A 15,606-nucleotide genomic window follows, 5' to 3' on the forward strand; every position below is an offset into this window, starting at 1 on the left:
CTATTAAATTGTTGTATTAGTGAGCTCTTCTGATTCTAAGGAAGAGACTTGTTTCTTTTTAGAGGTAGTAAATAATCTGTAAAAACATATTGCGATCAGAATAGCGAGAAATCCCTGAATAAGGAGTGTATTGCTGCTTCCAATATGTTCTGATGCAAAGCCAGTCAACAGACTCCCCAGTGGTAGCATCCCAAAAATAGCAGTTAATAAAATACTGATTGCCCTTCCCTTCATATGGGCAGCAGCCTCAGACTGGACGATGATATTACAACTGGTAAACTGCATGACACTTCCAAATCCCGTAAAAACGACAAACAACATAGCCCAATAGAAATTAGTGGTTTGTGAGAAAAAAATAAGCCCAATTCCAAGTATTACGGTACTCATGATAAGATAAAAGCGAAGGTTATCATTTCTTTTCAGAGACGCCAGTAATATTGTTCCTGATACAGCTCCGAGCCCAATAAATCCTGATATATATCCAAAGGTTGCAGCACCTCCCTTAAAGGTCATTTTTGCAACTTCAGGGATTAAGGTGTCGTAAGGTAGAACCAACAGACCAATTAAAGACAACATTAAAATAACTAATCCAATTCTTGGTTCATTTTTCAGATAACTAATTCCCTCCTTAAATTCTGAAATCACTTTTTTATCCGTTATTCTTTTTTCATAAGGAGGAAGCTTCATCATTGCAAAGCATCCAATTACAGCCATAAAGCCAATAGCATTGAGTACAAAACAAAATCCTACATTCCAATGTTCCAGTACAAATCCAGCTACTGCAGGTCCCAGAACTTTACTCACACTTGACATTGCCGCACTTAATGAAAGTGCACTTGGGACATCACCTTCTTCCCTTACCACTTGCCCGATCATGGTCTGTCTGGCGGGAACATCAAATGCGTTGATTATTCCCAGCACAACACTCAGACTTAAGATTTGCCACACTACAATATGATTGGTCAGAAATAGAATGGCCAGCAAAGATGTTTGAACTACTGCTGCAATCTGCGTCCACCGAATGATGGTACTTCTGTTATAACGGTCTGCAGCTACACCCCCAACAAATGAGAATAAAAATGATGGAAACTGCTCTGCAAATACTGTTACACCCAACATAAATGAAGAATGAGTAAGCGAATAGACCAACCATACAATGGCCGTTCGCTGCATCCAGGTTCCGAATTGAGATATCGACCGTCCTGCAAAATAATATTTAAAATTATCACTCTTAAAAGCTCTGAATGTGCTTACATTACTTATACTCATCATACCTTACTTCAACTATATTCTGTTTTACTTATTAAACAATTTAGTTATCCATTTGACAAAAATTATCAAAACGTCAAATTTTAAATAAAAAAATTTATCCTCTTATTTTTTCCACAATCATTTTTGCCAACATATTAGCACCTTCTTCCCATTGGCCTTTATAATTTTCACTTACAGATTCACGACGAATACCTCGAATACTACTCAATAACACAAATAATAAAGTATCAATGACTTTCGGGTCAGGCTTTAGAATTTCACCCGTTTCGGCAGACTCATGAATTACTCTTTTTAATAGCGTTGTTTCTGACTGCATCATTCTTTGATGAATTTGCCAAATGATATCAGAATATTTGGATCGTTCTTCACTATCCATTCTCGCTTCAATAGCTGATATAAAATTTCTGGTTTTGTTAAACCCTTTAACCTTAGCAAAACAAAATGCCTGAATCCGGGATTCTAGTTTTTTCTCTTTGTAAATGATTTCTTCCAATTCATTTTTTACCTCATCCACCAATGATATCATTACCGCTTCGAAAAGTTCATCCCTGTTTTTAAAATAGTAATAAAGAGCACTTCTTGTTTTCCCAACCGCCTTAGCCACATCATCCATGGTCACTTTTTTGATTCCATAGCGCTGATACAGCTCCTGTGCGGTCTGTAAAATCTGGCTTTTTAAAATTTCCTCCTGGGAAAGTGGTTGGCTCATGTAATCTGATCTTAAATCTAGTATAGAAATATTTGACAAATTTACAAATTTTGTCGAAATGAAAAATATTTATTTATTTTTTTTTGAAAAATAGCATTAAAAAGGTCCAATAATACCACTCATAAGAAGAAGATAAGGATATAAATTATATAATTTTCCGAATATCTAAAAGTAATTACAAGCTTACACAATATGAATGGTATATTTTCAGTTATTATCATGCAAATAAAACATAAACTTATTATGAAAAAAGTAATGATTCTTATAAGTATTCTTGTTAATTTTCATTTTATGTACTCTCAAAAAGTATTAATGTCTTGGGGACAACAAAATATAGAAGGAATCACAAAAGAGAAATACGATGATGCTCAAACACTTACATCAGACCAGCTATTAGAGAAAAACCTAAATGATACAACATGGTGTGATGTATTTCTAACACTTAATGCTTCTGTGAATCATCAATCTAAAAATCAGGAATACTTAAAAGGACTAGTCAATCAGATCACAAATTCTAAAACAACTAACCTCAGAGGAACAAGTAAGCTTATCATTTGGGATAGAATTATTAGCAATGATATTCTTTTTGAAGGAAAGGGACTAGTGGTCGAAAACGATTTATTTGTTGTAGCAGGAAGAGCCAATCAGCTTCTTCAAAATCTCACTCTAAAAAATTTCGGATATGTTAATAAAAGTTCAACAGAAAAAGATCTTGTTAAATTAAAAAATAAGTGGATAGATTTTTTATCAGGAAAATCTGTGGACGAATATAAAACTGTAGAATACAAAAATGCTAAAATACCAGAAATAAATAGTTTGAAAGCTGTGGAAGCTTTAATTATTAGTATACAGGACAATCAGGACAAAAAAGAATTAACAAAAAAATGCTTAAAAAAGATTTACAAACTAGATGAAATGCCCAAAGAAAAAGGTCCTGAAATCTTTTGTGATCCCAACACTCATTCATTTGCTTATTTATCAATGTTATTTGGTGACAAAAAACGAGATGAAACAAAAGATGCAAAATGGTGGAAAGATTTTTGGGCAACCAATCACAATAAGTTCGTATGGAATGATGAGAAAGGTTTTTATGAAATCAAAAACTAACTTTAGAACAGAATTTTGTTTTAATTAAGATATGCCTAATCCTTATCTTTGTCAAAAATTATGATACCCATTCACGATCTTCTCTTTTTTCTTCTGGCAGCACTTATCTTAGTCATAAGTCCGGGACCTAATATGATCTATTTGATTTCACGATCGATAACTCAAGGAAAAAAAGCAGGATTAATTTCTCTTGCCGGAGTTGTTTGTGGTTTTTTATTCGACATTGTTATGGTTTCTTTTGGGCTTACTGCTGTATTATTTGCCGTACCTTATGCCTATATTGTTCTCAAAACATTAGGAACAATATATCTTCTATACCTAGCCTATCAAGCTATAAAACCAAATAGTAAAAATATTTTTGAAGTAGATAAAAACATTTCTATAGATAGACCTAGAAAATTGTTTGCTGTTGGTTTCTTAACCAATGTTCTCAATCCGAAAGTTGCCGTTTTCTACTTATCCTTTTTCCCTCAATTTATCAAACCGGAATACGGATCTATTTTTACTCAAAGTTTAGAGCTAGGTGTCATACAGACTTTCACAAGCTTTTCTGTAAATTTCATTATTGTTTTAACTGCCGCAAAAGTAGCTTCTTTTTTTTCGAGAAATCCAGTCTGGATAAGAGTACAAAAGTGGTTTATGGCGAGTGTATTGGTTTTTCTGGCTGTGAAAATGGCACTTTCGAAAGCGAAATAAATTCAAACAAATATTACTATAAGTCTTAACTATGTTTAGGACTTTTATTTTTTTAAGAAACAGCAATAAAATAGCGAAAAAGGGTAATTGATATTCAACTTCTATTGTTCCAACTTTGTTTTAGAAAAAACTAAAAACAAAAGCCATGAAAAATTACCTTACCCGAGCCTTAGGCTTACTTTCTGTTTTGCTGTTTCTCTGCAGTTGTACCCCTCTAAAAACTGCTTTGAATAAGAAGTTCCCTCCTATTTCTCCAATTGATCAGCAATATATTTCAGTAGAAAAAAACCTTTCTGAACTGACAGATTTCAAACCACATATTGGTGCACATGTAAATAAAGACATTATCGTTCAATATCTTCCCAAAGAAATAAAAAGGGTCACAGAAGGAATAAACGATGAAAACATCATTGTACAAAATGTAAACCCTAAACTGTCTTTTGATCAACAAGGTATCTTTATAGAAGCTGATTTTTCAGTCAAATTTCCTAAATATGAGATAGAAGCCAAAGGCAATTTTCTAGGTGTTACGGCAATCTCTACACAAGCTGATTCCTTGTACTTGAGAAGCGCTTTAACTTCTTTAAAAATTGAGAGTATTAAATTTTTAAAGCATCCTAAGATCTCTCAAAAAGCATTAGCCAAATTAATTGCTCCAATACTTAAGAATTACATCAACAATATCAACGGACAAATCTTTAAAAAACCTACAATTGTTGATATTGGCTGGGGAGATTCTTACAAGTTAAGTCTTAAAGAAATGTTTAAAAATCCGGATACAGAAATTATCGCAGATTCTATAAAAGTGTCCCGATTTGTGAAAAAATCTTCTGGCAGAATACAGTCAGATGGAATATCAGTAATGGCAGAACTGGTAAAGGACAAGCCAACAAATGTAAATACTACAGTTACCTCATCAATTTCACCAAGAACCAATTCTGAATTGTCAAAAATATTTAAAGTATTTAATGAAAAATATAATGACATTTGGTTAAGTGTTTTTGAGCCTATTGATATAAAATCTTCAATAACAGCTCATATAAGCAAAGCGGAAATTTCTTCTATATTTAATGAAGCTTTTTCTAAGCCAATTATTTTAAAACAAAACTTCATTATTCCTCAAACCGCATTTAATGAAAAACTTGAAGTAAAAAGAGGTGACATCAACTGCCAGAAAGTAAGAACTGATTTTAAATATCCCGATTTTAAAGGAGATCGCTGTGATTGGGATTGTATGCATACTATAACAGTTGGAGTTTGTCCATTTTGTAGAAGGGTTCGCCTTGAGGATCCTGTATGTGCAGCTACAAGAAGGGCATGCAAAATAAGGGTTGAAGCTGAGAGAGTAGCATGGCAAGTAGCCCGTGAAACAGCCCGCATAGCTCACCAAGCTGAAAATGAAGCAAAGGTAGTGGCTTGTAATGTATGGCGGGAAACTTTGGACTTTCTCGCATTGGGAAGGTTTAAAGGTGAAATATCGGGAGATGGAAAAGCATTTATTAACCTTCAATCTTTGAGCTTTAATCAGGAACTTTCAGAAATAACCATACCCTATTCTGGATATGTGGATGCGACTTTACAATCGAATCTAGAACTAAAGCCTGTCGATTTGGGACATATCTTCTTTTGTTTTTCTGATTATGATAAGAAAGTAACCAGTGATATAGATATCAATATTCCACAAGTTGTCTCTAAAATTTCTATCAATTCAGCACGTGAGGGTGAAAATCTACTACTTAATATCAAACCTGGTAATATTTCATACCATGCATCTATAAACCCAAGTCCACTTCATAGCCTGCTCTTAGATCCTAGATTTCAGATACAATGTCCTATCAGTCTCTTATTAACCTTGGCTCAAATAGGTGTTGCTGCCGGAGAATTTTTAAATATGGTTAAATTAGCACCTGAACAAAAACTATTACTTCTTGGGCAAACCAATGGAAGCTATCCTATCGACAATTTTCAAATTCCCATCAAACCTATCGAATTTAAGATTAATGGAGAACAAAAAAAATCATTAATATTCTGGAATAGCAAATCTATACAGTTTACGTATTTAAAACCATGACCACATTTATAAAATCCTAATCCCAATAAAAAAATGCTGAACTACGTTCAGCATTTTTTTATAATTTTTCCGTTAGAATTCTGAATACTTCTCTTCAACAAAGCTCCTAATGATAAGAGCCGTTTCAGGATAAATACCAAAATTCTCTTTTATAGCTTTCAAACTGCTATTCGAAAACATTTTGAAAAAGATACAGGCATTAAAATAAGAACCTATTTTCGAAGGATGGGATTCATCATCCCACATATTGAAATACGGATACTTTTTCTCAAATACATATTCCATAGCAGAGTGTTTTGTTTTGACAATCTGAGTTTCTTTTGCGATCAAAGAATATTGATTTTCAAGATATTCTTTTTGTTCATCCCGATTTTGAAATTCTTTAGAACAATATTTTTCACTTTGATCTTCGCCTTTTCTGCTGTATAACATTTTAGGATAACAGTTCTTAAAAGGATATTTCTGTTTATCTACCCAGGTCGAAAACAAATAAAACTTTGCTTTACCACTGGTATCATACTTCTGAAGTGTTTTTATACTTGGTAGAATATTCTTTTCCACTTCTTCAGGAACATAATATCCTAAAGTTCCATGTTGTACAACTACATCATCCCAGGCATTTTCAGCAAATCTGACTTTTGCAACTCCGGCGCTTATCTGATGTTGCAATTGTGCACCTGGAAAAGTAACCTGGATAATCTTATAGCTATGACCCGTCTCTTCATTCAGCATTTTTTCCAGCATTTTTGGCATATCATAATAATATGTGAGGCTGTTTCCAATGAATAGTATTTTCTTTTCCTGTGAAAATACAAATACTCCCAGTCCCAGAAAAATACAGAGAAGAACCTTTTTTGCTGACATTTTTAATGGGCTTCCAGCCAGTTGTTTCCTACACCAACCTCAACCAATAACGGAACCTGTGTTTCAATAGCACTTTCCATTTCTGTTTTGATCAGCTTAGAAGCAATTTCAATCTCTTCTATCGGAGATTCAAACACTAATTCGTCATGTACCTGTAGTAGCATTTTCGTTTGAAGGTTTTGTTCATCCAGTTGTTTATCAATTTTGATCATCGCCATTTTTACAACATCTGCAGCACTTCCCTGAACAGGAGCATTGACTGCATTTCTTTCGGCGTGTCCTCGTACTACAAAATTATTGGAATTGATATCTTTTAAATGACGTTTTCTTCCTAAAATGGTTTCTACGTAGCCGAGCTCACGAGCTTTCTTTACCTGCTCAGCCATATATTCTTTGAGCTTTGGATAATTCTCAAAATAAGCTTCGATCATTTGCTTGGCTTCAGATCTGGATAATCCCGTTTGTTCTGCTAATGCAAAAGCACCTTGCCCGTAGATGATCCCAAAGTTCACTGTTTTGGCCTGACTTCTCTGTGTTTTTGATACTTCTTCCAAAGGAATTTTAAAAAGCTTCGCAGCAGTGGAAGCGTGAATATCTTCTCCGTCCTGGAATGCTTTGATCATATTATTCTCTCCTGAAATTTCTGCAATCAGACGAAGTTCGATCTGCGAATAATCGGCAGAAATAATTTTTTTCCCTTCTCCGGAAACAAATGCTCCACGAATCTGCTGTCCTCTCAATGTCCGGATCGGAATATTCTGAAGATTCGGGTTTACACTCGCCAAACGGCCCGTTGCAGCTGTTGTCTGAGAGAAATTGGTGTGAACACGTTCATCTTTATCAATCTGAGATGGTAAAGCATCTACATAGGTTGATTTTAATTTCTGATAGGTTCTGTATTCCAGAATATGCTTAATGATCTCATGCTTTGAAGATAGTTTTTGCAATACATCTTCAGAGGTTGCATATTGTCCTGTCTTGGTTTTTTTAGCCTTTGGGTCAAGTTCCATTTTTTCAAATAAGATCTCTCCCAATTGTTTTGGTGAATTCATATTGAATTCTTCTCCGGAAAATTCAAAGATCTTAGATTCCAGTTGCCTCAAATCATTTTCCAGATCAATACTTTCCTGCGCCAGCCATTTTTCATCAAGAGAAATTCCAGCCAGCTCCATTTTTGCTAAAACTACCATTAAAGGCATTTCTATTGTGAAGAACAGATCTTCTAAGTTTTCCTTTTTTAATTGTGGCGCAAACAGCTCATATAACTGGAAAGTCACATCTGCATCTTCTGCTGCATAGTCTGTTTGTGTCCTTACATCAGCATCTCTGAAAGTTCCCTGGCTTTTTCCTTTCTTTCCGATAATAGTCTCAATCGAAACAGGCTTATAATTTAAATACACTTCTGAAAGATAATCCATTCCATGTCTTCCATCTGGATTCAGAAGATAATGGGCAATCATTGTGTCAAACATCGCTCCTTTTACAGTGATGTCGTATTGTTTTAAAATTTTATAATCGAATTTTAAATTGTGAGCTACTTTCAGCAAATCTTCTTTTTCAAAAAATGGTCTGAAGATCTCCAATGTCTTTAAAACTTCATTTCTATCTTCTGATAAAGGAATATAATATGCTAATCCTTTTTTGTAAGAAAAGCTCATTCCTACCAATTCGGCTTCCAGCTCATTTAATGAAGTAGTTTCCGTGTCAAAACAAACTACTCTTTGTTGCAATAAATTATTGACAAGGATTTTCTGAGCTTTTGGATTATCTATGAATTGATATAAATGCTCATTATGCTCTATTGTTGATTTTGTAGAAGTTGCCTGATCCAATTCTTCATAGGTAGCAAAAAGATCCAACTGAGTTACCTGTCCTTTTACGATAGTTCCTTTCGATGTTTCGGCAACCTCAACCTCTGCTACGACAACTGTTTCGGAAGGCGCAAAGGCACGGTATAGATTCTCATACAATCTTCTGAATTCTATTTCATCAAAAACCTGTTTTACTTTTTCAAAATCCGGAGTTTCAAGATCATATTGTTCCTGGTGGAACTCTATGGGGGCATCACAGATAATGGTTGCCAGTTTTTTAGATAAAATTCCACGTTCTGCTGAAGCTTCTATTTTTTCTTTTAGTTTTCCTTTCAACTGGTGGGTATTCGCTAAAAGGTTTTCAATGCTTCCATATTCTTTAAGGAATTTCATTGCCGTTTTTTCTCCAACACCATCTAATCCCGGAATATTATCTACTGCATCCCCCATCATTGCTAAGAAATCGATTACCTGTTTAGGGTCTTCAATTTCGTATTTTGCCTTTACTTCATCAACACCCAAAATTTCAATATCTCCACCTTTTAATCCAGGTTTATACATTTTAATTTTATCCGTAACCAATTGGGCAAAATCTTTATCAGGAGTTACCATAAAGGTAGTATATCCTTCTTTTTCAGCTTTACAGGCAATTGTTCCAATCACATCATCTGCTTCATATCCTTCTACTCCCAAATAGGGAATATGCATTGCTTCTAAAATCCTGTGAATGTACGGAACTGCAATTTTGATTGCTTCTGGAGTTTCGCTCCTGTTCGCCTTATAATCGGCAAAATCATCAGTTCTTACACTGGCTTGTCCCACATCAAAAACAACAGCTAAATGCGTAGGTCTTTCTCTTCTGATCAATTCGATCAAAGAATTGGTAAAGCCAAAAATAGCTGATGTATCAATTCCTGTACTCGTTAACCTCGGATTCCTGATCAATGCGTAATAACCTCTGAAAATCATCGCATAAGCATCGATGAGAAATAACCTTTTATCTTGAGTTGCGTCCATATTTTCTATAATGAACAAATATAAGAAAATAGGAATATGTATGTTCTACAATTGAGAGGGAGATTTTTTAATTTTAAAATGCCATCAAATAAAAAAAGACCTTTTCAGGTCTTCTTTATTTTTTATTATTTGCTATAATTCAGATAGGGATTATTGATTTTAAATTCATAATTAAAAACTTCCTCGTCCGAAAGACTTAGTAACATTTTGATATATTCCGGTAAAGCCTCGCCGTATTTATTATTATAAGCAGTCGTTTCCCGAATCACTCCATCCACGATTTCCACAGACTTCAAATAATCATTGTTATAAACTATGCTTGAAATTACGACCTGTCCTTCTTCATCATATTCTTTTGAAATACCAAAGATCAGATTTCCTTTATTCTCATTGGTTTGCTCTAAAATACCCTCAGAGGTATAGATATACTCAATCCCATTTTTATAGCCATTTTTATATTCTGCTTCAGATTCAACCTCATCTTTATATTTTATAAATATCTCACCTGTAAAAGGTTGTGTAAATTCTTTATCTAAAAAATATATGGCTTCTCCATTTATATCATTTTTGGTATATAAACGATCGTCAGTATCTTCTAATCTCAGCACTGCAATTTTGTCAATCATGACTGTATAAAACTATATTAACTTTACAGCTTCTTCTATGTTATATGATATCCTGTCATCTTGCGGAATAAGCTTTTCAAAGTAAGATTTATATTTTTCAAAATAAGACTTATCTATTTTTACCAATACAGGAAATAACTGACTGGCCTGATAAGGTTCTCCAGCCTCAACGGTCTGCACTACTGCTTTTTCAATTTCTGTTCTATACAGTTCCAGAGTATTTAGTGATAATAGAAGATCTTTAAAAAAACTTTCAAAGAAAACCCCATCATACAGTTCTAAAAATTCTTTTATGTAGGGTATTAATTGGGTTTCGGAGTTTCCGTTGAAAACGGATATTTTAAGTGCATGCGAAAATTTATCATATGCAGTATCTTTTCCATAGATCCTGTGAGGATCAAAATTTTCTATTTTATCCCATCTTTCATTGATAAACTGCTGAAGTTTAGAAAATCCTTCTTTTTTATTCCAGGAAACCAATATAAGAATAGCTTGATAAACTATTTCCTTATCTTCTGAATTCAGTAATTGAACCAACTTATTTATTCTGTCCGAATCATTTACATTCTCAAGAAGCATCACCTCACTAAGATCATATCCTGTTTCTCCTTCTTCATCATAATAGTATAAAGTATCGTACGTTTCTTTTGACATATTTTCTTCCATGATTGTCTTCTATTTGTTAGGATAAACTTTAATATACTCCGCAGGTACCTGACCTTTAATTAATACTTCCCTATCTCTTATAGTGTTATCCAAATCTCTTTGGGCATTTTGTAATCTTTCTGCATTTTTAGGAGTTGGATTAGCATCATATCTGGCTTTCGCAGCATCCACCTTACTTTGTAGTTCTGCCTGAACCTGCTCGGGCCTCAAAACTTCCACATCCTTAAGTTTTCCGTTTGCGATGTCAGCCTCTAATCTTTTAATATCAACTTCTATAACATGGTCCCCGTATGTTTTACCTACTCCAGGTTTCCCTTCTGAGAATGAGGTATATGGGCTATCACTTTTCTTTGGTTCTGAACCTCTTACGTGATCTGCAACGGTTCCTTTTCCATTTTTATTTGCAGGAACGAGATCTCCGTTTTCATTAACACTTGATTTTACTCTTCCCGGCTTAGATCCTTCTGAAGAGTTTGGACGGCTATCCTGACGATAAACCGACTCTTCATAAGCACTACCATTACCACCTTCATCAGCCTTAGGTGGGTTTTCTCCCTGTCCTTTACTTCCGTTTGCCCCCTCTTCCTCTGGTGTTTTATTTTCGTCTTTATTATTTTGCCCTTCTTCTTTATTGTTGGAATTTCCGTCTTTATCAGAAGGGGTATTTCCATCCTTATCACTACCGCTGTTTGATTCTTTTATAGGCGGAGCAGGCTCTTTCACTTTAATATTAAGCAAATATAAGAAAAGAAGATAATCAGAGGGATGGGCCTGTCCGGTAAAAATACGTTTTCCCATGCCTATTTCCGGAATTCCTCCATTGACTAAAGCAGCTCCGGCATCACCGGCATTCTGAACGTTTCCATAAGCCTGCTCATTGGCTAGGGCATTCAATCCGAACAATGCACGGCTTCCACCCCAGATCCCTGTAAAACTTCCGGCAACGTTTGAGAGAACACTGGAAAAGGTTGGTGCTGTTACGGCTAGTGATCCGCCTGCCAGTCCTGATGCAAGAAATCCTCCGGCTCCCACCGCAGCTCCTCCCAAGGCGCAACCTGCCAGCTGAGTAACATAATTAAACCCACCCAGAGCTATGGCATGGCTCCAGCTTTTGATTTCAGGGGCAAATTTTACCACCCCACCTATAGAACAGGTCATGGTTCTGTTTCCTGTAATACCGGGAGTTCCTGTCAGAAGAAGGTCATCTTTACTGGCATCCCACGTTCTTGCAGTGGCATTTTTCTGTCCGCATTTCAATGCTCCGTCTACAGCTGCAATAACTCCACCCGCAACCCCAGCAGCCGCGCCTATGGCCATCATTCCGATAAGACCAATAGCAGCAACTCCTCCAGTACCTACAATTAAGGCGACTACTACCACTACAGCCACAGCAGTTAAAAGTGCAGCCCAAAGCATATTTTTTGTACAGCCGAAATCTATCCAACTGCTTGTAGCAGTATCTGCAACAGTGATATAAACTTCGCCGGAACTTTTTTTGTTGCTTTTTCTGGTTCCCTGTAGTTGTGCAGGCATTGCGCCACTGGAACACATCCAGAAGTCTTTTTCTGTAATAATCTTATTTCCCATACTCTGGTTTTAGAACTGGTTTTATGATGGCTATTTTATAGTAACCATCATTAGCTAAAGACTATGAATCGCTACGTCTTTGTTGACACTTTTTGCCGCATCCAAAGCTTTATAGAATAAAATAAAGATATCTTCACCATCGTTGGTATAGAAATAATTCGACAGATCAGTTATTCTTTCAGCAATATTATCTCCCCAAGGAGGAAGTTTTTTAAGATCTTCAATATCCCACACGACCATTGAAGGGTCATATTCTACCAACTCTTTTTGTATCGTTTTTAACTCATCGATGGCACCATCGATATGATCTACCGTTAAGGTCTTATAATATAATTCATTCATTAACAGAGGAAATCTACTTCCCCATTTATTATTTTCTAAATTATATGCAATTGTTGAAAAAAAAGAATGTAAAAAACTACCTGTTCCTATTTTATAAAATATAGGTCCTACCTTTAAGCCTGTCATTATTATTTTTTATTATTTAAATATATTAATTATTGAACAAAAATTACTTCCAGATTTGGACAGCTTTTTTGAATACTGGCCTCTAACTGAACCAATGCTTCCGGAGACATATTCTGACCTCTCACATCAATTACCGCTGTTTGCTTTGTTCCTGGTGGAAGGTTTTGTAATCGATCTGTATATTGCCTGTTAAGTTCATTAGTTAAATTTCTTCGTCCTGTATTTGATGTTACATCATAATTTTTCACCTCGACACTATGTCCTGGGTTATATAAATCCGGCCTTGTACTTCCTTCTGTACCATATGGCACTTCTTTTCCGTCAATAAAACTTTTCTGAGTATCATATCCCGGATACATCTGCTCTGCATCTATCTCACTTTTCCTCCAGCTTGGCCTATTCGAATCATTAGGATTATTAGGATTAGGCTCATTAGGATCTGCAACCTGGGCATTTGGATCTTTAACGAATTTGTGAGTTTTGGAATCTTTTAATCTTCCATTACTGTCTCTGTAAGTTCCTGGAGGATCTCCTGGCTGACTACTTTCATATGAATTCCCTTCACCACCTTCATTCGGTTTTGTAGAACTTTCGCCTTGTCCTTTATTTCCATTAGCCCCTTCTTCTTTATTCGTATTATTTCCATCTTTATCAGAAGGTGTATTTCCATCTTTGTCTCCACCTGTATTTTGTTCTTTTATGGGTGGAGCTGGTTCTTTTACTTTTATATTAAGCAAATATAGAAAAAGAAGGTAATCAGAAAGGTGTGCCTGCCCTGAAAAGATACGTTGTGCCATCCCGATCTCAGGTATTCCGCCATTCACCAGAACACTTCCAACATCTTCTGCATCATGCACATTTCCATAAGCATGTTCGTTGGCTAAAGAATTAAGACCAAATAAAACTCTACTTCCTCCCCAGATCCCGGTAAAACTTCCTGCAACATTGGATAATACGCTTGGAAGGGAAGGTGCAGCAAAGGCCAAAGATCCGCCTGCCAGCCCTGAAGCAAGAAACCCACCAGCTCCTATTGCGGCACCACCAAGTGCACAACCAGCTAATTGGGTAACATAATTAAAGCTTCCTAAAGCTAAAGCATGTGTCCAGCTTTTGATCTCTGGTGCAAATTTTACCACCCCACCTATAGAACAGGTCATAGTTCGGTCCCCCGTTATACCAGGAGTTCCTGTAAGAAGTAAATTGTCTTTACTCGCGTCCCACGTTCTGGCAGTAGCATTCTTCTGTCCACATTTCAATGCTCCGTCAACGGCTGCAATGACCCCTCCTGCTACTCCTGCTGCTGCACCAATAGCCATCATTCCGATAAGGCCTATAGCAGCAACACCTCCTGTACCTACAATTAATGCAACCACAACGACTACTGCCACAGCAGTCAAAAGCGCAGCCCAAAGCATATTCTTTGTACAGCCAAAATCTATCCAACTGCTAGTAGCAGTATCTGCCACGGTGATATAGACTTCTCCTGAACTTTTTTTATTGCTTTTACGGGTGCCTTGTAATTGTGCAGGCATCGCCCCACTGGAACACATCCAAAAATCTTTTTCTGTAATAATCTTATGTCCCATATTAAAGTCTTTTTAGAGTTTGTTTTCTTGTATGGGCCTTTATTCTGTTTCTATCATTAATCCGCTGATGTTCTAAACCAAAAGCTATTTTTCTGATAAATTTTTCATGATCCTTTTCATACTCTTTTGCCATAAATATGAAAAAGGTCTTAGTACAGTTTTTCCTGTCGGATTTTAAATTAAATCCGAAACTATAGTTTCTTATAGAAATAGTTTTTATATAAGATTTTACATCAGGAATTCGCTGTATTGTATTCATCTGACATTTTATATTTAAGGATTTCGTCGCTATAAAATGTATATTTCAATTTTGCATAAAGATTTTCAGGGTCGGCAATTTCTTCTCTTGTTATAGAGGCTTCTATAATCCTTCCTGTAGACTTCTCTGTTCTATAAATTCCTTTCTCGTTGAGTGAAGTTTTCAGCTTTGAAACATCAATTTGATTAGAAAACTGAATATAGGCTCTATTATAAAATCCTATATTCAATAAGATTGAAGGCTCTCCCGAAAGTTCTACAATCATCTCATTCGAAGATAACAAAGGGTTACTGCTATTCTTAAGATCGAAACTCCAATGCACATTGGCAGAATTAAAAAAGTTTAATGCATTTTCTTTAAAATTTCCCGGAATCTTTCGTCCATAGATCTTATTGAAATACATCAGGAAAAATTCGTTATTCTGAATTCCCTCTATTAACTTTTTTTCATCCTGAAAAATATTATCATTCAAAACAATGGCATTTTTAATTTCCGGATTATTCTCAGCGATCTTTTCCATTTCAGCTTTTGTCTGTTGCCATTTTGAACGAATAACATCCATATTGGAAACTTCAATCACCTTACCTTCCTTATCTACTGTTAAATACAATTCGTTATACAATCTAGAAAAAGCATTCGTTAAAGCTGCTACCTCTTTAATTAAAGGATTATTGGCTTCCAGCAGGATATGATCGAGGACAATTATCTTTACTTTTACGTGGTCGTCTCCTACCTGTAAAACTGTAAAATCCCATCTCAGTTGTGACCGGGAAATCATATGCACATTCACTGCCTTAATATCCGAATCTATTATTAAAGTATATTGTTCAGAAAATGTATTTTTTATATTGAATAACTCACTCATAA

The 15,606-nt window shown here is 35.5% G+C and carries 14 protein-coding genes; 3 read left to right on the plus strand and 11 right to left on the minus strand.

What is annotated here, in order from left to right; all coding sequences use genetic code 11:
- Positions 1–3: 3 nt before the first annotated feature.
- Both JHL15_RS05140 and JHL15_RS05145 read right to left on the minus strand, forming a co-directional pair.
- A complete protein-coding gene (locus tag JHL15_RS05140; RefSeq protein ID WP_200243855.1) occupies positions 4–1,272 on the minus strand; it encodes an MFS transporter in 1,269 nt (422 codons plus the stop codon).
- A 94-nt stretch (positions 1,273–1,366) separates the two neighbouring features.
- A complete protein-coding gene (locus JHL15_RS05145; protein WP_200243858.1) occupies positions 1,367–1,981 on the minus strand; it encodes a TetR/AcrR family transcriptional regulator in 615 nt (204 codons plus the stop codon).
- 243 nt (positions 1,982–2,224) lie between these two features.
- Between JHL15_RS05145 and JHL15_RS05150 the strand changes: the two genes are divergently transcribed.
- The 3 genes from JHL15_RS05150 (at position 2,225) to JHL15_RS05160 (ending at position 5,855) form a co-directional block, all read left to right on the plus strand.
- Complete coding sequence (locus JHL15_RS05150) at positions 2,225–3,088, plus strand: hypothetical protein (protein ID WP_234047691.1); 864 nt, start codon at positions 2,225–2,227, stop codon at positions 3,086–3,088.
- Between the two features lie 60 nt (positions 3,089–3,148).
- Positions 3,149–3,784 (plus strand): LysE family translocator, encoded by a 636-nt coding sequence (locus JHL15_RS05155; protein ID WP_200243860.1) that lies wholly within the window; start codon positions 3,149–3,151, stop codon positions 3,782–3,784.
- Positions 3,785–3,929: 145 nt separating this feature from the next.
- Positions 3,930–5,855, plus strand: coding sequence for a hypothetical protein (locus JHL15_RS05160; RefSeq protein ID WP_200243863.1), 1,926 nt, complete (start codon positions 3,930–3,932; stop codon positions 5,853–5,855).
- A gap of 72 nt (positions 5,856–5,927) precedes the next feature.
- Here JHL15_RS05160 and JHL15_RS05165 read toward each other — a convergent pair whose 3' ends face one another.
- The 9 genes from JHL15_RS05165 to JHL15_RS05205 form a co-directional block, all read right to left on the minus strand.
- On the minus strand, positions 5,928–6,719 hold the full coding sequence (locus JHL15_RS05165; protein WP_200243866.1) for a hypothetical protein: 792 nt from the start codon (positions 6,717–6,719) through the stop codon (positions 5,928–5,930).
- A gap of 2 nt (positions 6,720–6,721) precedes the next feature.
- Positions 6,722–9,547: a DNA polymerase I gene (gene polA, locus JHL15_RS05170; RefSeq protein WP_200243869.1), complete on the minus strand. Its 2,826-nt coding sequence runs from the start codon at positions 9,545–9,547 to the stop codon at positions 6,722–6,724.
- A 125-nt stretch (positions 9,548–9,672) separates the two neighbouring features.
- A complete protein-coding gene (locus JHL15_RS05175) occupies positions 9,673–10,173 on the minus strand; it encodes a hypothetical protein (protein ID WP_200243872.1) in 501 nt (166 codons plus the stop codon).
- A gap of 12 nt (positions 10,174–10,185) precedes the next feature.
- A complete protein-coding gene (locus tag JHL15_RS05180; protein WP_200243875.1) occupies positions 10,186–10,839 on the minus strand; it encodes a hypothetical protein in 654 nt (217 codons plus the stop codon).
- Between the two features lie 9 nt (positions 10,840–10,848).
- On the minus strand, positions 10,849–12,426 hold the full coding sequence (locus tag JHL15_RS05185) for a hypothetical protein (RefSeq protein WP_200243878.1): 1,578 nt from the start codon (positions 12,424–12,426) through the stop codon (positions 10,849–10,851).
- A gap of 54 nt (positions 12,427–12,480) precedes the next feature.
- Entirely contained in the window at positions 12,481–12,894 is a 414-nt protein-coding gene (locus JHL15_RS05190) for an immunity 70 family protein (protein ID WP_200243881.1), read from the minus strand.
- A gap of 29 nt (positions 12,895–12,923) precedes the next feature.
- Positions 12,924–14,480: a hypothetical protein gene (locus tag JHL15_RS05195; RefSeq protein WP_200243884.1), complete on the minus strand. Its 1,557-nt coding sequence runs from the start codon at positions 14,478–14,480 to the stop codon at positions 12,924–12,926.
- A 1-nt stretch (position 14,481) separates the two neighbouring features.
- Positions 14,482–14,739 carry a hypothetical protein gene (locus tag JHL15_RS05200; RefSeq protein WP_200243887.1) on the minus strand — a complete coding sequence of 86 codons (258 nt, stop codon included), beginning with the start codon at positions 14,737–14,739 and terminating at the stop codon, positions 14,482–14,484.
- Complete coding sequence (locus tag JHL15_RS05205) at positions 14,714–15,604, minus strand: hypothetical protein (RefSeq protein ID WP_200243890.1); 891 nt, start codon at positions 15,602–15,604, stop codon at positions 14,714–14,716. The genes JHL15_RS05200 and JHL15_RS05205 overlap by 26 nt, the downstream gene beginning before the upstream one ends.
- Positions 15,605–15,606 lie beyond the last annotated feature (2 nt).

Origin of the sequence: Chryseobacterium paridis, assembly GCF_016595215.1 — a bacterium.
In the GTDB taxonomy this organism is placed as follows: Bacteria; Bacteroidota; Bacteroidia; order Flavobacteriales; family Weeksellaceae; genus Chryseobacterium; species Chryseobacterium paridis.